Source organism: Olsenella sp. KH3B4, from assembly GCA_900111695.1.
Taxonomy (GTDB): domain Bacteria; phylum Actinomycetota; class Coriobacteriia; order Coriobacteriales; family Atopobiaceae; genus Tractidigestivibacter.
The window spans coordinates 82,105-102,202 of record FOHD01000004.1 but is presented as its reverse complement, the minus strand read 5'-3'; the positions used below and the strand labels follow the sequence as shown (position 1 = coordinate 102,202).

Annotated in this window: 14 protein-coding genes and 2 tRNA genes; 6 read left to right on the top strand and 10 right to left on the bottom strand. The window is 64.8% G+C overall.

From position 1 onward, the window contains the following. Window positions 1-38: 38 nt before the first annotated feature. From BMX94_RS05050 to BMX94_RS05040, 3 genes are read right to left on the bottom strand one after another with little or no spacing between them, the layout of a single operon-like run. The gene (locus tag BMX94_RS05050) at window positions 39-800 is read right to left on the bottom strand and encodes an ABC transporter ATP-binding protein (RefSeq protein ID WP_091004440.1); all 762 of its coding nucleotides are present in this window, start codon (window positions 798-800) and stop codon (window positions 39-41) included. After that, a complete protein-coding gene (locus BMX94_RS05045; protein WP_091004438.1) occupies window positions 797-1,858 on the bottom strand; it encodes a FecCD family ABC transporter permease in 1,062 nt (353 codons plus the stop codon). The genes BMX94_RS05050 and BMX94_RS05045 overlap by 4 nt, the downstream gene beginning before the upstream one ends. Window positions 1,859-1,860: 2 nt before the next feature. After that, window positions 1,861-2,781, bottom strand: a complete 921-nt coding sequence (locus BMX94_RS05040; RefSeq protein ID WP_177171336.1) for an ABC transporter substrate-binding protein — start codon at window positions 2,779-2,781, stop codon at window positions 1,861-1,863. 258 nt (window positions 2,782-3,039) lie between these two features. On the opposite strand from BMX94_RS05040, the gene BMX94_RS05035 reads away from it, so the two are divergent. After that, entirely contained in the window at window positions 3,040-4,164 is a 1,125-nt protein-coding gene (locus BMX94_RS05035) for an aldo/keto reductase (protein ID WP_218138461.1), read from the top strand. Window positions 4,165-4,240: 76 nt separating this feature from the next. Further along, on the top strand, window positions 4,241-5,119 hold the full coding sequence (locus BMX94_RS05030) for an alpha/beta fold hydrolase (protein WP_091004434.1): 879 nt from the start codon (window positions 4,241-4,243) through the stop codon (window positions 5,117-5,119). A 237-nt stretch (window positions 5,120-5,356) separates the two neighbouring features. On the opposite strand, the gene metK is transcribed toward BMX94_RS05030, so the two are convergent. Next, on the bottom strand, window positions 5,357-6,610 hold the full coding sequence (gene metK / locus BMX94_RS05025) for a methionine adenosyltransferase (protein WP_091004431.1): 1,254 nt from the start codon (window positions 6,608-6,610) through the stop codon (window positions 5,357-5,359). Window positions 6,611-6,750: 140 nt separating this feature from the next. Beyond that, window positions 6,751-7,470 (bottom strand): TetR/AcrR family transcriptional regulator, encoded by a 720-nt coding sequence (locus tag BMX94_RS05020; RefSeq protein WP_286160029.1) that lies wholly within the window; start codon window positions 7,468-7,470, stop codon window positions 6,751-6,753. Window positions 7,471-7,788: 318 nt separating this feature from the next. On the opposite strand from BMX94_RS05020, the gene BMX94_RS05015 reads away from it, so the two are divergent. The 4 genes from BMX94_RS05015 to sdaAA all read left to right on the top strand — a co-directional run bounded on the left by BMX94_RS05015 (window position 7,789) and on the right by sdaAA (window position 16,330). Then, the gene (locus BMX94_RS05015; RefSeq protein WP_091004428.1) at window positions 7,789-10,833 is read left to right on the top strand and encodes a YhgE/Pip domain-containing protein; all 3,045 of its coding nucleotides are present in this window, start codon (window positions 7,789-7,791) and stop codon (window positions 10,831-10,833) included. Beyond that, window positions 10,830-13,010: a YhgE/Pip domain-containing protein gene (locus tag BMX94_RS05010; RefSeq protein ID WP_091004426.1), complete on the top strand. Its 2,181-nt coding sequence runs from the start codon at window positions 10,830-10,832 to the stop codon at window positions 13,008-13,010. Before BMX94_RS05015 ends, BMX94_RS05010 begins: the two co-directional genes overlap by 4 nt. Before the next feature lie 117 nt (window positions 13,011-13,127). Further along, window positions 13,128-14,621, top strand: a complete 1,494-nt coding sequence (gltX, locus tag BMX94_RS05005; protein WP_286160028.1) for a glutamate--tRNA ligase — start codon at window positions 13,128-13,130, stop codon at window positions 14,619-14,621. A gap of 104 nt (window positions 14,622-14,725) precedes the next feature. Then, window positions 14,726-16,330, top strand: coding sequence for an L-serine ammonia-lyase, iron-sulfur-dependent, subunit alpha (gene sdaAA, locus BMX94_RS05000; protein WP_091004421.1), 1,605 nt, complete (start codon window positions 14,726-14,728; stop codon window positions 16,328-16,330). 132 nt (window positions 16,331-16,462) lie between these two features. Here sdaAA and BMX94_RS04995 read toward each other — a convergent pair. The 5 genes from BMX94_RS04995 to BMX94_RS04975 form a co-directional block, all read right to left on the bottom strand. Beyond that, window positions 16,463-16,539: transfer RNA gene (locus tag BMX94_RS04995), tRNA-Glu, on the bottom strand. 21 nt (window positions 16,540-16,560) lie between these two features. Beyond that, a tRNA-Gln gene (locus BMX94_RS04990) sits at window positions 16,561-16,634 on the bottom strand. 137 nt (window positions 16,635-16,771) lie between these two features. After that, a complete protein-coding gene (locus tag BMX94_RS04985; RefSeq protein WP_091004419.1) occupies window positions 16,772-18,169 on the bottom strand; it encodes a CCA tRNA nucleotidyltransferase in 1,398 nt (465 codons plus the stop codon). A 423-nt stretch (window positions 18,170-18,592) separates the two neighbouring features. Further along, window positions 18,593-18,979: a MarR family winged helix-turn-helix transcriptional regulator gene (locus BMX94_RS04980; RefSeq protein WP_177171335.1), complete on the bottom strand. Its 387-nt coding sequence runs from the start codon at window positions 18,977-18,979 to the stop codon at window positions 18,593-18,595. An 88-nt stretch (window positions 18,980-19,067) separates the two neighbouring features. Continuing rightward, entirely contained in the window at window positions 19,068-19,868 is an 801-nt protein-coding gene (locus BMX94_RS04975) for an SDR family NAD(P)-dependent oxidoreductase (RefSeq protein ID WP_091004415.1), read from the bottom strand. Window positions 19,869-20,098 lie beyond the last annotated feature (230 nt).

Genomic DNA, 20,098 nt, shown 5'->3' with positions numbered 1-20,098 from the left:
CCGCCGGGCGCACTTCCTTTCCTGTCTTGCGCGCAAGTTCACGCGCGTGTGAGCGCATACCTCCACAGAAGCGTGGGGTCGTCCTGCTCGGCAACGCCTACCCCCAGTGCCAAGCGCACCGCCCCGCTTTTGGCCACCGCACCGGGCGGTCCTTGGGCGATAACCCGACCGTCAGCCATGAGGCAGACCTCATCGGCAAACGAGAAGGCCGACTCCACGTCGTGCGTGGCGACCACGACCGCCAGGCCCTCGTCCGCAAGGCGCCGCAGCAGCTTCGCAAGCTCCCAGCCCCTTTGGGCGTCCAGGTGCGCCGACGGCTCGTCAAGAAGGAGCGTCCCCGTGTCCTGAGCGACAACCATGGCCAGGTAGGCACGCTGCAGCTCTCCACCAGAGACGTCCGCGAGGGACCGGTCCCGAAGCTCCCACACCCCCGTGAGCTCCATGGCCTCGCGCACCAGGCGGCGGTCCCTCTCGCCAAGGGTCCTCACGGCGCCGAGCGTGGCAAAGCGACCGTGACAGGCCAGCGTGTAGACGTCCATGTGCGGGCAACCCAGCTCCTGCGGGAGGTAGGCCAGACGTCGGGCGCGCTCCCGGTGGCCAAGATCCCCCAGCTCCACGCCATCGAGAAGGATGCTGCCCTCGTGAGGCAGCACGCCGGCAAGGCAGCGAAGCAGCGTTGACTTGCCACACCCGTTTCTCCCCACGAGGACACTCACCTGACCGTCATTGAGCTCGAGCGATTCCACGGCTAAGGCAAAGCCGCCGTCGCGCGCAAACGAGAGGCCTCTCACGCCAATCACGCGGCATCGCCTCCGCGACCAGCCGCCACGGAATGCGACCCGTGCCCGCGGCCTCGACGCGTGAGCAGCGCGATGAAGAACGGCGCGCCGAGAAGCGCGAGTACCAGGCCAACCGGCAGCTCATATGGAAACGCGATGGTCCGTGCCACGAGGTCACATGCAACCAGGAGTGCCGCACCCCATACGGCGCAGAGGACGAGCCCCCGGCGGGCCGTGGGACGGGCCCACATGCGCACCAGATTGGGGACTATGAGCCCCACAAAGCTGAGCAGACCGCAGACCGAGACCGCCGAGGCGGCAAGAAGCGCGGCGCAAACGATGGCGCCGAGCCTGCAGGCGCGCACGTCGAGGCCAAGGCCGTGCGCGGTCTCATCCCCCAGCGCAAGGAGGTCTATGCCGCGACCGAGGTAGGCCCCCGCCGCAAGCGCCACAAGCATTGCAGGCACGCACAAGGCCAGGCGCTGGTAGGTGACACCCGAGAGGCCGCCCAGCGTGAACGACACGCGATCCGAAACTGACTGCGGCCACACTACAACAATGGCGTCGATGGCGGCGCCCATAAGGCTCGAGACGGCGACGCCCGCAAGGACCACGGTCCCCCGGCTGGTACCTGCGCGGCGCGAGACCAGGTACACCAGGAGCGTGGCGAGAAGCGCGCCGGCAAAGGCCATGGCCTGTCTCAGCACAGGGTGCCCCGGCAGCCAGAGCGCCGCAGCAAGCCAGAGCAGGCCAGCCCCGGAGTTCACGCCCATCACGCCCGGTGACGCCAGGTCATTGTCGAGCGAGGCCTGCAGGAGCAGGCCGGCGCAGGCGAGCGCCGCGCCGCAGCACATGCCCGCAACCACGCGGGGAAGGCGCACGCCCAGAAGAACGAGCGTGGCCGTGGCGTCCGCGGTCCCTCCGGAGGCGAGAAGGGCAAGCGTCTTGAGCGCCTCTCTCGTCCCCAACGCCGCGGTACCCCAAAGGAGCGAGGCCAGCGAGACGAGCGCGAGCGCCACGACGCCCAGGACACACGCCCGACGGCCCTTCTCGCTTGTCCTCTCTCGCCCATGGGCCATGGCTACCCCTCTTGCTCGCGGAGGTCAAGGATGTAGGAGTAGGCCTCTGCCCAGCGCTCGTTGGGCTTGTACTCGAAGAGGTCCTTGGGCAAGACGTTGACCCTGCCCGCCGTAACCGCAGAGAGGGACCACCACGCGGGCTGGGCCTGGAAGTCCTGCTCGAAGACTGCCTTGGCTTCGTCCTCGTTGCCGCGGGGGATGACAAAGATGTAGCTGGGATCGGCGGCGACGATGGCCTCGACCGAGAGATCGTCGAGCGAGCTGTCGTCCTCGGCGACGTTTGCCATCTGCAGATTGTCAAAGATCTCGCAGGCAAAGTAGTCGCCCTTCGCGACCTTCGCCTTGGTCGACGAGACGAGAAGCGCCAGATAGCTCACCTGAGGAAGGTCTGCGGCGCTCTCCTCGACCCTGTCTATGGCATCGGAGACGTCGGCGACGTTGACCTGGAAGAGGTCGTCTCGGCCGCTCATCTCGGTGAGCGCCTGCATGTGAGATGCATAGTCACCAAAGCTGTTCACGTCGACGTCGCGCCAGGCAATACCGGCGCCGTCGAGGCCGGGCTCGAGCTCCTTCTGGGCGGGGACCTCGGCAGTGATGAGCACAAGCGCGGGTGCAAGCGCGACGATCTTCTCGAGGCTGGGGTGTGCGGCAGTGCCCACAGTCGCCACGTCTTGGGGAAGGCCGTCAAGGTCCGTGGCGTCCTCGGTCACTCCCACGGGCGGCATGCCGGCGAGGATTGCCATCTGGGCGAGCGAGCGTGACCCAACCACAACGCGCACTGCGGCGCCGTCTGCCGAAGAGGACGCATCCGACGCGCTTGTCGGCTCCGACGAGGCGTCCGCATCCTGCCGCAGGGCACAGCCCGGCAAGAAGCCAAGGCCAAGCAGCGCCGAGAGGCGCAGGAATTCTCTTCTCTGGAGCATGGCTCCTCCCGCACAACGCCGTGACACCGGGATTTCTCGCCCATCATATCGCAGTCGCATAACGACCAGACAATATCAGGAATGAGAAGAAGGTTCTGTTGGATACGCAACAAAATGAGGTAAAGAGGACTCACTATTTCTCAACGCGGCAGCTCTGCGCCCTGCCTCATAGCAACGACAGCCGAGAAGCCGCGCGACATCGCCCAAGCTTGGCACATACTGGATGTAGACGGTTTGACCGCAAGGAGAGGAGCGGCCGTGAACGAGTTCTTTGGAACCACCATGCCCAAGCTGGGGTTTGGCCTCATGCGCCTGCCGCGCCTGGCAGACGGCACGACCATCGACGTCGAGCAATGCGAGGCCATGACCGACGCCTTTCTCGACGCGGGCATGTGCTACTTCGACACCGCCTATGTCTACGAGGGAAGCGAGGAGGCAGCCAAGCGCTTCCTGGTAAGCCGCCACCCGCGCGAGAGCTTCCTTCTCGCCGACAAGATCAATGCCAGTCCGTGGGCGGCAAAGAGCGCCGAGGAGGCCAAGCGCGAGCTGGCAACATCGCTCGAGCGCACCGGGGCAGGCTACTTTGACTTCTACCTGCTCCATGCGCTCTCCTCGCGCAATGTCGACTACTACGAGGACTACGGCATCTGGGACTTTGTCGTCAAGGCCAAGGAGCAGGGCCTCGTGCGTCACATGGGCTTCTCGTTCCACGACCGCCCCGACGTCCTGGACAAGATCCTCACGAGCCACCCCGAGGCGGAGTTCGTGCAGCTGCAGCTCAACTATGGCGACTGGGAGAGCCCCAGCGTCTGCTCGCGCGAGAACTACGAGGTTGCGGTTGCCCACGGCAAGCCCGTCATCGTAATGGAGCCGGTCAAAGGCGGGCTTCTCGCCAATCCGCCACAGCAGGTTCAAGACATCCTGCGCGCGGCCAACCCGAGCGCCTCGATTGCCAGCTGGGCGGTGCGCTTTGTAGCCAGCCTGGAGAACGTGATGGTCGTGCTGTCGGGCATGTCGAACGTCGCGCAGATGGAGGACAACCTCTCCTACATGCGTGAGTTCGCGCCACTGAGCGCCGCCGAGCGGGATGCGGTGGCGCGGGCGAGCAGGGCGCTCGCCGCCGTCGAGCAGGTGCCTTGCACCGGGTGCCACTACTGCACCGGCGGGTGCCCGCAGAAGATCGACATTCCCTCGGTCTTCTCGGCGTACAACCGCTACCTCGTGTATGGCGACCTTGCCGGCGCCAAGCGCGACTACCAGTCGGCCGTGTCGAAGCGTGGCAAGGCGAGCGACTGCGTGCGATGCCTTCAGTGCGAGGGCGCCTGTCCGCAGCACATCGAGATCACGTCGTGGCTCGAGAAGGCCGCAGCGGTGTTGGAGTAGGGCAGCGATCATTGCCAGCCGTCGCCCCGGCGCTTTGTTTGCGCCGCCTTGTCAACCGACAACCGAGAGGAGCAGCATGCCGAATCCCAATGCCCCCATACCACCACAGCCGCACTTTCCCAGCTACTACCTGCGTCCCACCGTTGCTCCAAGCGTGGCTCGCAAGGTTGGGACTGCGGACGGGGCGCAGATTGCGACGTTTGTGTATGGCGCTGATGGGACTCGGAGGAAGAGCACGTATCCTGTTCTCTTCCTGCACGGCAACGGTGAGGAGCACGGCATCTTTGGCGTGCAGATAAACGGCCTGGTGGGTGACGGGCGCTGCGCGATTGGCGTGGACTCTCGCGCCCAGGGCGCTTCGACGCGCGGGGCCGCGCCGCTCACCTACGAGCTTATGGCCGCCGACGCGCTTGCCGTGCTCGACGCGCTTGATGTGCCGCGCGCGCACGTGGTGGGCTTTTCGGACGGGGCGATTGAAGCGCTGCTCATGGCACGGGACCATCCCGAGCGCGTGGCCTCAGTCCTCTCGATGGGCGCGAACCTCTCGCCCGAGGGAGTCCTTGCCGGAGACGACTGGGACATGGAGGGCACGGCCCGGCAGTGCGAGGCATGGGCCGCATGGCTGGAACGTGGACCCGAAGGCGTGGACCCCTCTATTGTGACGCCAAGCGTCAGGGAGGCGAGGGCGACCGCCGAGCTCATGCGCCTCATGCTGGAAGAGCCGCACATCCCCGCCGAGTCTCTTGGCTCGATACGCTGCCCCGTCACCGTGATGACCGGGGAGTTTGACTGCATCGACCCCGCCGAGACCCAGCGAATAGCCAATGCGATTCCCGGCGCGCGCAAGGTGATGGTTCCCGGTGCCGACCACGTGCTGCCCAAGTGTGCCCCCGACGATGTGAACCGCGAGCTCTTCTCGCTGCTTCGCCTGGTTGAATCGAACCCCTGTCGGTAGTGCAGCACTCATGCAGTTGCCTCAAAGTGTGCTGGGTGAAGTCCGGACCTTGTTCGGCATGGGGCCCAAATGCACAAAAAACGCCAAGCGCCGTCCGATAGAGCGCTTTTGTGCAGCGAGCAAGCGAGCGTTGTGCGCCGGAGCCCCTTCGCGCATAGAATTCAGGCCCCACGCAACGCAAAAGGCCCCTCCGTCGCAAGGACGGAGGGGCCAAACGTAACGGAACAGCGGGAACGCTTACTTGGCAAGCTCTGCGATGGCAGCCTTGAGCTCGTCGACGCGGTTCGTGGCCTCCCAGGTGAAGTCGGGGTCCTTGCGACCAAAGTGACCGTAGGCCGCCGTCTTCTGGAAGATTGGACGACGCAGGTCGAGGTCGCGAATGATAGCGCCGGGACGCAGGTCGAAGACCTTCTCGACGGCCTTCTCGATGAGCTCGTCGTCATATGCGCCGGTACCAAAGGTGTCGACCATGATGGACAGCGGGTGGGAGACGCCGATGGCGTAGGCCAGCTCAACCTCGCACTTGTGGGCGAGACCAGCGGCGACCACGTTCTTGGCAACCCAGCGCGCAGCGTAGGCGGCCGAACGGTCGACCTTGGTGCAGTCCTTGCCGGAGAAGCAGCCACCGCCGTGACGACCCATGCCGCCGTAGGTGTCGACGATAATCTTGCGGCCGGTGAGGCCGGTGTCGCCCATGGGGCCGCCAACCACGAAGCGACCGGTGGGGTTCACGTAGATGTCGGCGTCGCGCCACTTGATGCCGACCTCGTCAAGCACGGGGGCAATAACGTGCTCGACCATGTCGTGCTCGATCTGGTCGTGCTCGACCTTGGCGTCGTGCTGCGTGGAGACGACGATGGCCGTGACCTCGACGGGCTTGTCGTCCTCGTAGCGCACGGTGACCTGCGTCTTGCCGTCGGGGCGCAGGTAGCCGACCTCGCCGGACTTGCGGACGGCAGCCAGGCGCTCGGCCACGCGCTGCGCGAGGTAGATGGGCATGGGCATGAGCACGTCGGTCTCGTCGGAGGCGTAGCCGAACATCATGCCCTGGTCGCCGGCGCCGATCTTGTCCAGCGGGTCGGTGTCGTCGGCACGGGCGTAGGTGCCGTCGACGCCCTGCGCGATGTCGGGGCTCTGCTCGTGGATCATGTTGATGACGCCGCAGGTGTCGCAGTCGAAGCCGTACTTGGCGCGGTCGTAGCCAATGCCGCGCACGGTCTCGCGCACGATCTTCTGCACGTCGACGTAGGCCTCGGTGCGAACCTCGCCCATCACCACGACGGTGCCGGTGGTGGTGAAGGTCTCGACGGCGCAGCGAACGTTGTCGACGTTGGCGGGGTTGCCGTCCGCGTCGACGTAGCCCGCGGCCTGGAGCTTGGCCTCCTTGGCGAGAATCGCGTCGACGATGGCGTCGGAGATCTGGTCGCACATCTTGTCGGGGTGGCCCTCGGTGACGCTCTCCGAGGTGAAGTAGTAGTTCTTGTGGGCCATTCCAGTATCCTTTCCGCACGGACGGACCCGTGCCAACAGCGACCGCCGCGTCGGCGCTCGACTATACCTGAGAAGTGCAACGGCTCATCGCCTGGGCGAGAAATTCGCCCGCACAAGGGTAGCGCGCTGGTTGCGTCTCGTCACCCCTGTTCGGAGAGCTGGGGCGCAGAGTTCCCGGACTGCTGCACAGCCAGGGAAGACGCGCATCCCGCAGCAGCGAGCGCCGTATGCGCGGCCTCGGTGCCCATGCCGTTGAGCGCAATGTCGATAAGCGAGTGCGCGAGCCTATCGCCCGTAGGCGCATCCTCGCCGAGACTCGCCACCTCGAGAGCCGCAAAGATGAACGCACCGGAGATGGTAACGGCACCAAGACGGCTGTTTACGCCCTCGCGCACCATGCCCTCCCCCTTGGCGCGGTCAAGCTGCGCACTGATGATGGAAATGATGCGCGCGAAGTGCGTCTCCATGGACGGGAGAACGTTATTGTTGGCGTCGATGACCTCGCGGGTCATGGCCAACGCAAGCGGGCTTCCCACACTCATGCGGCTGGTGAGCTCGCACGTAAGGCTCACGAGCGCCTCGAGCGCGGAGGAAGCACCGGCGACGGCACCCTCAACCGAGTCCACAAGCTCGTCGATAGAACGGTCGAAGATGGCCTCAACCAGCGCGTCCTTGTCGGCAAAGTAGTAGTAGAGCGCGCCTTTGGACATCTTGCAGCGCGAGGAGACCTCGCTCATCTGGAAGTCAGTGTTACCGCGCTCGACCATAAGCGAGGTTGCGGCAGCCATGATGCGCTCGCGCGTTGCGGCGCTCTTGCGCGTCTTGGTGCTGCTGCGCAGCCTGGTGGTCTGTCGGGTCACCGTTTCCTCAAGCGACGTACGCGCCGCCCCACTTGCTTTCTTTAGGCTATTGGCCAGCTCAGACGTCATTTTCTCGTCAAGCAGACTCATGCAGTTTGCGCCCCACTTCGCGCCTCGCAGACTCGTGTATACGGCGCGATTTTACCATCTGATTCAAGATTTTTGAGCAGTTTTCAAAAAAACTGCCTGTGACGTCTAAAATCCCGTTCTCTGGGATACCAACAGACGTAGAAATATATGATTGATGCAAAACGCTTACTAAGGCGCAGGTGTCCACGCCTGCGCGCCCCGATAAGTCACGACCCACCGCGGAGGAGCATGGGCAAGGTATTTCGAATCTTCTGGCGCGATCTCAAGAGGATACTGCGCAACCCCGTGGCGGTGATTGTCACGTTGGGCGTCTGTGTGATCCCTTCTCTCTACGCCTGGTTCAACATTCTGGCCAACTGGGACCCCTACGAGAACACGCAGGACGTCCGTGTCGCCGTGGTGAACCTCGACGAGGGCGCAGACGCCGGCGGCGACCTCGGCTTCATCAACGCCGGAGACATGGTTGTGGAGGAGCTGGGCAAGAACACCCAGCTCAAGTGGGTCTTTCTCGACGAGGACACCGCGCTCGAGGAGGTCCGATCCGGCCGTTCGTACGCCGCCATCGTGATTCCCGCCGACTTCACCCGCGACCTCACCTCGGTCCTCACGGGAGACCTCGTCTCTCCCGATCTCACCTACTACGTTAACGAGAAGGTCAACCCCATCGCGCCCAAGGTCACCGACACGGGTGCCTCAACCGTCGAGACCCAGATCAACGAGACCTTCGTCTCAACCGTCTCGAACGTGGTGGTAGGCAAGCTCCAGGGCCTCATCGTGAGTGCAAAGGGCGATACCGACAGCGCCACCACGAGCATCGTGGGCCGCGTACGCGGCGTAAAGGAGACCGTGGACGGCCTCTCCACAAGCATGTCGGATGCCCAGAGCACCGTTGCGGCCGCCCGTCAGACCATCGAAGACGCCGAAGCAACCCTCGACGAGCTTGACCGTATCTCCTCAAGAGCAAGTGGAAGCCTTGCGGATGCGACCGGGGTCCTCTTCACCTCGCGCGACGACGCAACGTCGCTGGCAACCTCGGTAGCCGGTGCGGTGAGCGATGGCTCCACGCGCCTCTCGTCCATCTCGGGAACCACCAACCAGGCGATAGGCCGCATCTCTGGCAAGATTGGCCAAGCCCAGGGCACGGCCGAGGGCGCGCTTGCAACCGCCCAGTCGCTCGTGGACCAGAACCGCCGGCTGGTTCAGGACCTTCAGAGTCTCTCCGCAACCCTTCCCGAGAGCGTGCGCCCCGCCTTCGACGCCTCCGTGGCACGAATCAGCGCGCAGGTGGACAAGGAGCAGGCGACCGTCGACGACCTCTCGCGCGCAACGAGCGACATCGGCGCCACCAACGACGCCGTGGCAGGGCTCTCGTCGTCCGTGAACGATGCCATCCAAACCGGGACCACGTCGCTCTCGGGCGTGAACTCCTCGTTCAACCAGGACACGCTCCCCGAGCTCTACGGTGCACTCGACAACTTCTCTGGCGCCGCGCAGAGCCTCTCGGGGTCCCTCGGCGGGCTCTCCCCCACCATCGCGCAGACAAAGGCCGTGCTTGAGCAGCTCGACGACACCCTCGAGCAGACCTCGACGGCCCTCTCGGTCACCACCGAGTCCCTGAACGACATGTCCTCCTCACTCGATGACGTTGCCACGGACCTCTCGGCAATCCAGAGCTCGAGCGCCATGAACCGTGTGAACGAGCTCCTCAACCTCGACGCCAACGGCATCGCATCGTTCATGTCCTCCCCCGTCGCGCTAGACGAGGAGGCCGTCTTCCCGGTTGCCAACTACGGCTCGGGCGTGGCGCCCTTCTACACCAACCTGGCCCTGTGGGTGGGCGGCTTTGTCCTCATCGCCATCTACAAGGCCGAGGTGGACAAGGAGGGCATCGAGGGAGGCTTTGCCCCCTGGCAGGGCTACTTTGGCCGTCTGCTGCTCTTCCTGCTCCTTGGCGTCCTCCAGGGCGTCATCTGCACCGTGGGCGACCTCGTGATTGGCATCCAGTGCCTTGACCCCAAGGCTTTCATCCTCGCCGGCGTGATCGAGTCTTTCGTCTACGTGAACGTGATCTTTGCGTTTGCCGTGGCGTTCAAGCACATCGGCAAGGCGCTCTGCGTCCTTCTCGTGATCCTGCAGATCCCCGGGTCCTCGGGCACCTACCCCATTGAGATGATGCCCGACTTCTTCCGCGCGCTGAACCCCTGGCTGCCCTTCACCTACGGCATCCGCGCCATGCGCGAGGCCATTGCCGGCTACTACGGCAACTATTACGGGCAGAACCTCTTCATGCTGCTGCTCTTTGTGATTCCGGCCCTGCTCATTGGCGTTGGCTGGCGCCGACACCTCCTCAACATCAACTCGCTCTTCGACAAGAAGCTCGCCGAGACCGACCTCATGATCTGCGAGCGCGACGGCATCGAGGTCGAGCACTACCGGCTCTCCTCGCTCATCAAGGCGCTCATGCACAACGACGAGTACCGCGCGCAGATCGTGCAGCGGGCGGCTAGGTTCAACGCGGCATACCCGCACCTCATCCGCGTGGGGTTCGTGCTGCTCCTGGCACTGCCCTTGGGTCTCTCGGTGGTCATGTTCTCCGTGAGCAACAAGCTGCCGTGGTTCATCGTGTGGATTGTCTGCCTGGTGCTCCTGTGCACGGCGCTCATCGTCATCGAGTACTTCCACGAGTCGCTCAACCGCAAGACCGCCATGGTGGACCTCTCCAAGGACGAGATGTACCAGCTCCTTGGCGACCAGCTCGACCGCGAGTACTTCTCCTCCCCCATCGAGCGGCTGCGCAAGCGCGTGAGCGACGTGGTGGCAGAGGCGCAGGGCAAGCACGTCGAGGCAAACGCGCCCGAAGCGCACGGCGCCGTGGGCACCACGAGCGACCTGGCCGGCTCCCAGTCAACAATCGTGCTGCGAAGGCTCTTCGAGAGTGCGCCCCTTGGCGGACACGACCCCGAGCCCGAGGTCGAGGTGCCCACCATCACGCGCGGCGGCGTCGTGGCTCCGCCCGCGGCCGAGGACGCAGAGCCCGTAACGCACGCCATGAGTCCTGCCGCCACCGTCTCGAAGGCCGCAAAGCACAAGGCAGAAAAAGGCGAGAAGGACGACCGCGCCCACGCTAAGCACGATAAGCGCAAGGCCGAGAAGGACAAGAAACGCAAGAAGGACAAGAAGAAGGACTCCGACAAGAAGCACAAGCACGACGACAAAAAGCGCGACGACAAGGATCGCAAGCGCAAGCACGGCAAGAAGGGAGGCCGCGCATGAGAAAGATCTGGCGCATCTTCTGTCTTGACGTGAGACACGCAACCAAAAACATCATCTCGCTCATCGTGTGCGTTGGCCTCGTGGTCATCCCGTCGCTCTACGCGTGGTTCAACATCGCAGGCAGCTGGGACCCCTACGGCAACACCGGAAACCTCAAGGTGGCCGTCGCCAACAGCGACGAGGGCTTCCAAAGCGACACCATCCCCGTAAAGATCAACCTCGGCGAGCGCGTGGCAACGGACCTCTCGCAGAAGACGACCATTGGCTACGTGGTCACCTCCGAGGACGACGCCATCGAGGGCGTTCGCAGCGGCACGTACTACGCAGCGATCGTGATTCCCGAGGACTTCACGAAGGACATGCTCACGGTCTTCTCGGACGACATCCAGCAGGCGACCATCGTCTACTACAGCAACCAGAAGGAAAACGCCATCGCCCCCATCGTGACCGACAAGGCCGCGACCTCCGTGAAGAACAGCATCCAGACCGACTTTGCCCAGAGCCTTGGCGAGATTGGTGCAGGCGCCCTCTCGGAGATTTCCGGCTACGTAAGCGATGACCAGCTCATGGACATCAGCAAGAACCTGAGTGATGCCATCTCGCAGGCCTCGGGCGACCTGCGCACCGTCTCGGCGCACATGGGCGTCTACTCGAGCCTGCTCTCCTCGGCGGGCTCCATCATCGATTCCTCCTCCACCCTGCTCTCGGGAACCGACTCCTCGACTCAGGACGTGCGGAATGCGCTGGCAGAGTCCGCGCAGGGTGTGCGCAAGGTGGGCGACTCCGTTGACACGGCATCCGCCGCCATTGACGAGGCCCTCTCGACCAGCAAGGAGAGCTTTGACTCCGTCTCGGACGCGGTGGACACGGCCTTCGACACCGCCCAGACCGACGCCTCCGACGGCGCCTCAGAGCTTCGCGACATCGCGACGCGCATCGACGCGCACGCAGACGCCTACCAGCAGCTCGACGACAGCCTCACGTCGCTCAAGGAGATTCTGCCCGAGGGCTCGAAGTCCCTTCTCGACCCCACGATCTCGCGCGTCAAGGGGGTCATCTCCACGCAGCGCGCGATGGCGGAGCGCCTGCGCTCCTCCGCGACGGACCTCGAGAACGGCGTGAGCGACGCCAAGCAGGACCACGAGGACGTGAAGGCCCTCATCCAGCAGGACGCCCAGGAGATCGAGGACGCGCAGGGCAGCTTCAACTCCGACCTGCGCTCGCAGCTCTCGGACCTTGCGAGCTCCATCGACTCCGCCTCGACGGCGGCAAACACGGTCTCGATCAAGCTCGAGGACACCGTGAGCGACGTGAGCGGGGCGGCCTCCCTCACCTCGGGAAACCTCGCGGACATGAAGAACCTGCTCGACTCCTCCGCCGACCAGGTCAACGGCATGGCTGACGACCTCGATGACCTCTCCGCGCGACTCACCGCCGCGCTCGATTCCGGTGACGCGCAGCAGGTGCGCCAGATCCTCTCGGCAAACCCCAGCGACCTCGCGACGTTCCTCTCGCAGCCCGTGGGCCTCGACCGCGTTGCCGTCTACCCTATTGCCAACACCGGTTCGGCCATGGCGGGCTTCTATACCACGCTCGCACTGTGGGTGGGCGCCGTCGTCCTTGTCGCCATGCTCAAGGTACAGGTCTCGGACGTTGAGCTGGCCAAGGCCAATGCCCGCCCGCGTCACGCCTACCTGGGGAGGCTTCTCCTCTTTGACCTGCTGGGGATTCTCCAAGCCCTGCTCGTCTCGTTTGGCGACCTCTTCTACCTGGGCGTGCAGTGCGCCAACATGGCGGTGTTCGTGCTTACGTGCTGCCTCATGTCGGTGGTCTTCGTGAACATCATGTACGCGTTCACGGTCTCGTTTGGCGACGTGGGCAAGGCCATCTGCGTGTTTTTGCTGGTCATCCAGGTGGCGGGCTCCGGCGGTACCTTCCCGGTGGAGATGCTCCCCAAGGCGTTCCAGACCTTCTACCCCACGCTCCCCTTTGTGCACGGGATTGCCGTCCTGCACGAGTGCATTGGCGGGTTCTACGGCTACACCTGGGTGGCAGAGATGTCGATTCTTGGCATCTATGTGGTGCTCTCGCTCATCCTGGGACTGCTGCTGCGCAAGCCGGTGGTGCGTCTCAACAACTGGATCGCCGAGAAGCTCGAGTCAACGAAAATCATGTAGGCAACGCGACGCGGGCGACGACGGCGACGGCGACGGTGATGCGGTCCGTTGTGGTCGTCTGCGTCTATACTTGAACGCTGAATGCACGTCAGCAAGAGACTAGTGAGAGGCACCACCTTGGCAGACGACAGACACGTGCGCGTGCGCTTCGCGCCCTCCCCCACCGGAAAGCTCCACGTGGGCGGGGCTCGCACCGCAATCTACAACTGGGCATTCGCCCGCGCGAACCACGGCACCTTCATCCTGCGCATCGACGACACGGACCCAACCCGCTCGACCGAGGAGAACACCCAGATCATCCTGCGTGCCATGCGCTGGCTGGGCCTCGACTGGGACGAGGGTCCGGAGGTGGGCGGCGACTTTGGCCCCTACCGCCAGACCGACCGTATGCAGCTCTACCGCGACGCGGCGCAGCGCCTGTGGGACGAGGGCAAGGCCTACCCGTGCTTCTGCACGCCTGAGAAGCTCGCGGCCGACAAGGCTGCCGCCGAGGCGCGCCACGACCCCTTCCAGGGCTACCAGCGCACCTGCCGCGACATCGACCCCGCCGAGGCTAGGCGCCGCATCGACGCGGGCGAGCCCTACACCCTGCGCATCAAGGTTCCCCTCGACCGTGGCGACGTGGTGGTCCACGATGCGGTCCACGGTGACGTGACCTTCAACGCCCGTGAGCTGGACGACTTCATCATCTTCCGCTCCGACGGCACCCCCACCTACAACTTCGCCACCGTGGTGGACGATGCCATGATGGGCATCACGCACGTGATCCGCGGGGACGACCACCTCTCCAACACCCCGCGTCAGATCATGGTCTACGAGGCCCTGGGCGCGCCCGTACCCACCTTCGCGCACATCTCGATGATTCTGGGGCCAGACGGCAAGAAGCTCTCGAAGCGTCACGGCGCGACCTCGGTCGAGGAGTACCGCGACGCCGGATATCTCTCCGATGCCTTCGTGAACTACCTGGCGCTTCTCGGCTGGTCACTCGACGGCGAGACCACCATCGTGCCGCGCGACGTGCTGGCGCGCGAGTTCTCGCTCGACCACGTGTCGAAGAACCCCTCAACCTTTGACCCCAAGAAGCTGGACGCCATCAACCAGGCATACTACCTGGCCATGAGCGACCGCGAGTTCTCCGAGCGCGTGCTTGTGCCCGAGCTTCGCGCCGCGGGACTGGAGGCGGCCGAGGGCGCCCTCGCACACGAGGACGGCTGGTACGACCTGCTCTCCTCCATCCTCAAGCCCCGTACCGTGGTGGCGCCCGACGTGGTTGGCAAGGCACGCTTCCTCTATGAGGGCAACGAGGTGGAGCTGGACGAGAAGTCCGTCGAGAAGAACCTGGCCAAGGCCGGCGCACGCGGCTTTGTGACGGCCGCGACCGAGGCGCTCGAGGCACTTGGAGACGACGCCTGGCACGCCGACGCCATCAATGCCGCCCTGGAGGCGCTGCCCGAGAAGCTCGGCGCGTCCAAGCGCAAGTTCTTCGGCGCCGTGCGCGTGGCAGCGTGTGGCAACCAGGTGTCGCCGCCGCTTGGCGAGTCGCTCGAGCTTCTCGGGCGCGACTGCACGCTCGCACGGCTCAGGCGCGCGGAGGGCATTGCGACAGAGTAGGACTGGCGCGCCCGGGAGCGAGAGCTCGTCCCGGGCGCGCGCTCTTATCGGCGGCGCTTCCGACGGCACGTTGACGAGACGGCACGAAAGCGAGAGGAGCGGCAATGGTCACGATGTCAGCGTTTGAGGTGCTTGGTCCCATCATGGTGGGTCCGTCCTCCTCGCACACCGCTGGCGCGCTGAGAATCGCGCTGGTAGCGCGCTCGCTTGCGCCCGCACCCATCATCCACGTCGACTTTGTCCTGTACAACTCCTTCTCGCGCACGCATGTGGGGCACGGAACCGACCGGGCGCTTGTCGCGGGCATCCTGGGGCTCGCGCCGGACGACATCCGCGTGAGGCGCTCGTTCGAGCTTGCCCGCGATGCCGGGCTTGGCTTCAGCATCACCGAGGGCGGCAGAAACGAGAGCCTTCACCCAAACACCGTAGAGATTCGCATGGCATGTGAGGGCGGGGCGTCAATCTCGGTCACCGGCGAGTCGCTAGGTGGCGGGCGCGTGCGCGTGAGCAGCATCAACGGAGTGCGCGTTGACATCGCGGGAGACATGCCCACCATCTTCGTGGAGCACCGCGACCTGCCTGGCGTGCTCGCGGCGCTCACGCGGAAGCTCTCAACGGCCAACGTGAACATTGCGACAATGAGCACCTTTCGCGAGGAGCGCGGCGGCAGGGCATACACGGTCTTCGAGGTGGACGAGCCGGTTGGGTCTCGCCTGCTCGAGCTGCTTGGCGCCACCGAGCATGTTGAGTTTGCCTCGCAGGTGAACGTCCCCGGCGCGGCTGGCGCGGCCGAGCCCGTTGAGTCCGGCCTCTCCTTTGCAAGCGGATCGCAGCTGCTCGCTGCCTGCGGCGCACGGCAGCTCTCGATAGGCGAGCTCATGCGCGCCCGCGAGGCGGAGCTGGCGGGCGACGTAGGCGGTTCCCTCTCGCCCGATGCCGCCATGGCCCGCGTGCTTGAGGTCATGCGCAGCGAGACGACCGAGGCGATCACGCGGCCCAAGGCGTCTCTCGGTGGGCTGCTCGGCGGCCAGGCGGCGAGCGTGGCGGCAGGCGGAGGCACAGGCGAAGGTGGGCTCGCCAGGGCGCTTCTGGGGTCCACACTCACACGGGCCACGGCGTTTGCGATGGCGACGCTCGAGCGCTCGGCAACCATGGGAGTCATCGTTGCCGCCCCAACGGCCGGGAGCGCTGGAGTGGTGCCCGGAGCGCTTCTCGCCTGCGCCGAGGCCACGGGCGCCGAGGACGCCGCCATTCGGCGTGCGCTGTGGAACGCGGCCGCCGTGGGTGCGCTCATCTCCACCAACGCGACGGTCGCCGGCGCCGAGGGCGGCTGCCAGGCCGAGGTGGGCACGGCCTCCGCCATGGCAGCAAGCGCGCTGGTGGAGCTTCTCGGCGGCACGCCCGCACAGTGTCTGGATGCCGCCTCGCTTGCGATTGCGAACACGCTGGGGCTGGTATGCGACCCCGTGGGAGGCATGGTGGAGTTCCCCTGCCAGGCGAGAAACGCAATGGGCGTTGCATGTGCGATGAGCTCGGCGCAGCTGGTGCTCTCTGGGGTGGGATGCCCCATTCCGTTCGACGAGGTGGTCGATGCCATGGCAGCCGTTGGGGCAGCACTTCCCGCGACGCTGCGCGAGACGGCCGAAGGTGGCCTTGCCGCCACGCCCACGGCGCGCGGGGGATGCCCTGGCTGCGGCGCGTGCGCGTAGGGGCTGCGGGCCGGCGGGGGCTGCTGCGGAAACGCGCCCTACGGCGCCCACGCTCCCCTCAGCAACGATAACCCACCAGCATAGTCACACACAAAAGCAGGCCACCGGCATAGCCGATGACCTGCGACTGTTTGGTAGCCCGTAGCAGATTCGAACTGCTGATCTCCGCCTTGAGAGGGCGGCGTCCTAGGCCGCTAGACGAACGGGCCATATTCGGTTGTCGGGGACAGTGGCTGGGATGGAGAGAATCGAACTCCCGTTGACGGAACCAGAATCCGCTGTCCTACCGCTAGACGACATCCCAATTAATGTTTGTCCTGTCTCAACGCGAGAAGATACTTTACGGCATAGTCCGAGTCATTGCAAGCATCAATTCAAACTTTTTTTCGAGAGACTCGCAGGCAACACCAGCTAGCCACATCTACCTGCAGCAATGCCACCTCAGGCCTTCTCGTGCAACCATGCCAGCAGGGCATCCCGGCTGTTCTCGACGCGTCCGTAGATCACATCGTCGAGGAGCGCCGAGAGGGTCTCCCCAACCCTTGGTCCCGGGGCAATCCCCAGCGCGCGCATCACGTCTCCCCCACCAATGGCAAGGTCGCGCACGCGAAATGCCGTCCCGCGTGCAAGCTCGTCAGAGAGCGCCCGCTCGAATACATCGAGCTCGACCGCACGCTGCGCGCAGCTCAGCGTCTTTGCGACAGCATCAGCACGCTGAAGGTCGAGCAGCTGATACGCAAGCGCGGGTGCCTCTCCAGGGCGCGCCTGGTCAAGTCGCCTCAAGAGCTTCCGTACCCCCGCGGGCGACGCCGAGAGATGCCTGTCGTGATACCGAACAAGAGCTGCCGCCCGGCCTGCCACCTCGTGCGGCAGCGCCAGGCCGAGAAGGGTTTCTCGGCAGATGGTCGCGCCCACGCGCTGGTGATCGCGAAAGTGCCCGCGGCCACGCTCGTCGACAGATGCACACACGGGCTTGCCCACGTCATGCAGGAGGGCAGCCCAACGTAGCGACTGCGTGGGGGAGCCACCCGCAAACGCCTCGACGCCAGCGCACACGCGGGCGGTATGCTCGAGGAGATCGTAGGCGTGATAGGGACTTCGCTGATCAAGGCCATGCATGGGCATAAGCGCCGGCACGGCACGCGCGACTACCTCGAACTCGTTGCGCAGCGCCCAAGCCATGCGCCCGGAAGAGACGATGCCGTCCATCTCCTGGCCCACGCGCTCGCGAGCGATGCCGTCGAGCTCCGGCGCGCATGCCACAAGTGCCGCCTGCGTGCGCGTCTCTACCTCAAACCCAAGTCTGCAGGCGAAGCGCACCGCGCGAAGCACCCGCAGCGCGTCCTCCTCGAAGCGCCTGTACGGATCCCCCACCGCGCGCACCACGCCGTGGGCAAGATCCTCTCGTCCGCCAAAGAGGTCGAGAAGTCCACGATTCGGGTGGTAGGCCATTGCGTTCACCGTGAAGTCGCGCCGCGCGAGATCTTCTCGCACGTCCCGGACAAAGCGCACCTCGTCGGGGTGGCGGCGATCCGAGTATGCGCCCTCGACGCGATAGGTTGTCACCTCGACGGGCTGTCCATCTATCACGGCGGTCACGGTGCCGTGGGCAGTGCCCGTCTCGTGCACCTCGATGCCTGCGGAGCGAAGCGCCCGCTCGGTCTCCTGCCAGGGAGCGGAGGTGGTCACGTCTACGTCGTGCATGGGAGCGCCGAGAAGCGCGTCGCGGACCCAGCCGCCCACAACCCACGCCTCGAAGCCGGCGTCCTCGAGGACGCGAAGGACGGCGAGCCCGTAGTCAGGCACGGGGTATGCGGGTGCGTCTTGCACAGCCAACATGCACGTCCTCCCCGCTCTAGCGCTTGTTTCCCAGTGCATCGAAGTATAGCGCGGCGATGCGAGGGGGCTACGGCGCAAGGGGGGCGACTATCTGGGACGGACTGTCATGCAATCGCGGGGACCACACTCCGCATGCGCGCGTTCTTCGACGATCACTGGGCTCAAGCGTTGAAAAGACCTGGCCGACGTTGAAAATACCTAACCGAAATACAGCCAGGAGCAGGTTGCGGCGCAAATTGACGGTTGGTGGCAGTTTAACGGGGTAGTCCCGAGTACAAACAAATTGAATAACTTATCAATGGCAGGTAGAAGAATTGCGATGCAATGTGCAACATATAAGGAGTTGTACGAAAACTGCAACCAACCGTCATTTCGCGCCAATAAGCCACCCTCGCGAGCCCCCCAACCGCGTTGGACACACCACTACGCCTTCTCGAGCAGCCGCACAACCGTGAGCATAGCCTGGTCGAGCTCCTTTCGCTCCTCCTCACTCAGATGCGAGAAGAGCTCGCGCGCCCACCTTGAGCCCTCCGCGATGTGCCTGCCCACGTACGCCCTGCCCGCATCGCTCAGCGAGATCACGCGGCTCCGCCCGTCAGCATCGTCCAAGCTTCTTGCGACAAGGCCCATCTGCTCCAACCTGGCAGTCATTTTCGAGACGTGCTGCTTCGTGGTTCTCAGCTCGCCTGCCAGCTCGTGCTGACGAAGCGGCCCGTGCATGTACAGCAGCTCCAGGAGCTCGACCTGCGCCTGGCCGAGCTCCCCGCGATAGGTGTCCCGATACGGGGCCACAACCTTGCTCTCGAACACAACCCGCATCCTATACGCGGGTGAAAGCTCGGCAGCTGCTGCGGACGACTCGCCTATTCCAGCCAGCGCTTGATTGCACTCGGCCACGCTACCAGGTCCTCGATCCGGCAGAGCGGAACTGCGCCACGGTGGGGGCGTGCGAGTTGAGGCCGCCGTCCACGTTGATCACCTGGCCCGTGACATAGGCGCTCTCGTCGGAGGCAAAGTACGTGCAGGCATGCGCGATGTCCGCGGGGCATCCGTAGCGGTTGACCTCGATATTGCTGAGAAACACGTCCTTGAGCTGCTGCGGGACGTGTGCCTCGTTCTGCGGCGTAACGATAAGCCCCGGACGCACGCAGTTGCAGCGGATGTTCTCCTTCCCGTACTGCAGCGCGACGGAGGAGGTGAGCATGTCCACGCCCGCCTTGCTGCAGGCGTAGGCGGTCGAGCCCAGGTCGCCCGAGATGGACGCCATAGATCCAATGTTCACGATCGACCCGCCACCCGCAGCGCGCATGTACGGCAGGACCGCCTTGATCGCATAGAACGTGCCACGCACGCCAGAGGCAAACATCGCGTCCCAGTCCTCAAGCGAAATCTCGTCCACGCGACCATCCTTGAGGCCGACGCCGGCAGCGTTGTTCACGAGAACGTCGATGCTGCCATGGTCTCGCGCCGTGTCCGCCATGAGCGCATCCACGGTGGAGAGGTCCGTGAGGTCCATCCTGTGGAAGCTGGCACTGCCGCCCGCGGCGACAATCTGGTCCACGACCTCCTGGCCGCGCGCCTCGCGTCGGCCGCACACCACTACATGGGCGCCCTCGGCAGCGAACTCCTGCGCAATGCCAATGCCGATACCGCTTGTAGAACCCGTGACCACGGCCACCTTGCCCTTGAGCCTCTCCATCCTACCTGCCTCCTTATTGCCAGTCTCTTGTGTTGGGCGCCCACCCCAGGCCAACGTGCCCAGGCAGGCGCCGTCCTTCTCAGTGGCAAAGATACCCACGCAAGAAAGTCATATACATATGACTAATGACTGTCGAGAATTGCTCCACAAGGGGTACCAATCTCAGGTACGCACGCGTGATATGCTTCGATGCGGAATATGTTGCGCAAACCACGAAACATCAGGAGGAA

Excerpts from the sequence above, each read along its gene's own strand:
- BMX94_RS05040 (WP_177171336.1), bottom strand. The coding sequence starts at position 2,781 with ATGCTCCAGAGAAGAGAATTCCTGCGCCTCTCGGCGCTGCTTGGCCTT.
- sdaAA (WP_091004421.1), top strand. The coding sequence starts at position 14,726 with ATGGTCACGATGTCAGCGTTTGAGGTGCTTGGTCCCATCATGGTGGGT.
- BMX94_RS05015 (WP_091004428.1), top strand. The coding sequence starts at position 7,789 with ATGGGCAAGGTATTTCGAATCTTCTGGCGCGATCTCAAGAGGATACTG.
- BMX94_RS05010 (WP_091004426.1), top strand. The coding sequence starts at position 10,830 with ATGAGAAAGATCTGGCGCATCTTCTGTCTTGACGTGAGACACGCAACC.
- BMX94_RS04985 (WP_091004419.1), bottom strand. The coding sequence starts at position 18,169 with ATGTTGGCTGTGCAAGACGCACCCGCATACCCCGTGCCTGACTACGGG.
- BMX94_RS04975 (WP_091004415.1), bottom strand. The coding sequence starts at position 19,868 with ATGGAGAGGCTCAAGGGCAAGGTGGCCGTGGTCACGGGTTCTACAAGC.
- BMX94_RS05045 (WP_091004438.1), bottom strand. The coding sequence starts at position 1,858 with ATGGCCCATGGGCGAGAGAGGACAAGCGAGAAGGGCCGTCGGGCGTGT.
- metK (WP_091004431.1), bottom strand. The coding sequence starts at position 6,610 with ATGGCCCACAAGAACTACTACTTCACCTCGGAGAGCGTCACCGAGGGC.
- BMX94_RS05030 (WP_091004434.1), top strand. The coding sequence starts at position 4,241 with ATGCCGAATCCCAATGCCCCCATACCACCACAGCCGCACTTTCCCAGC.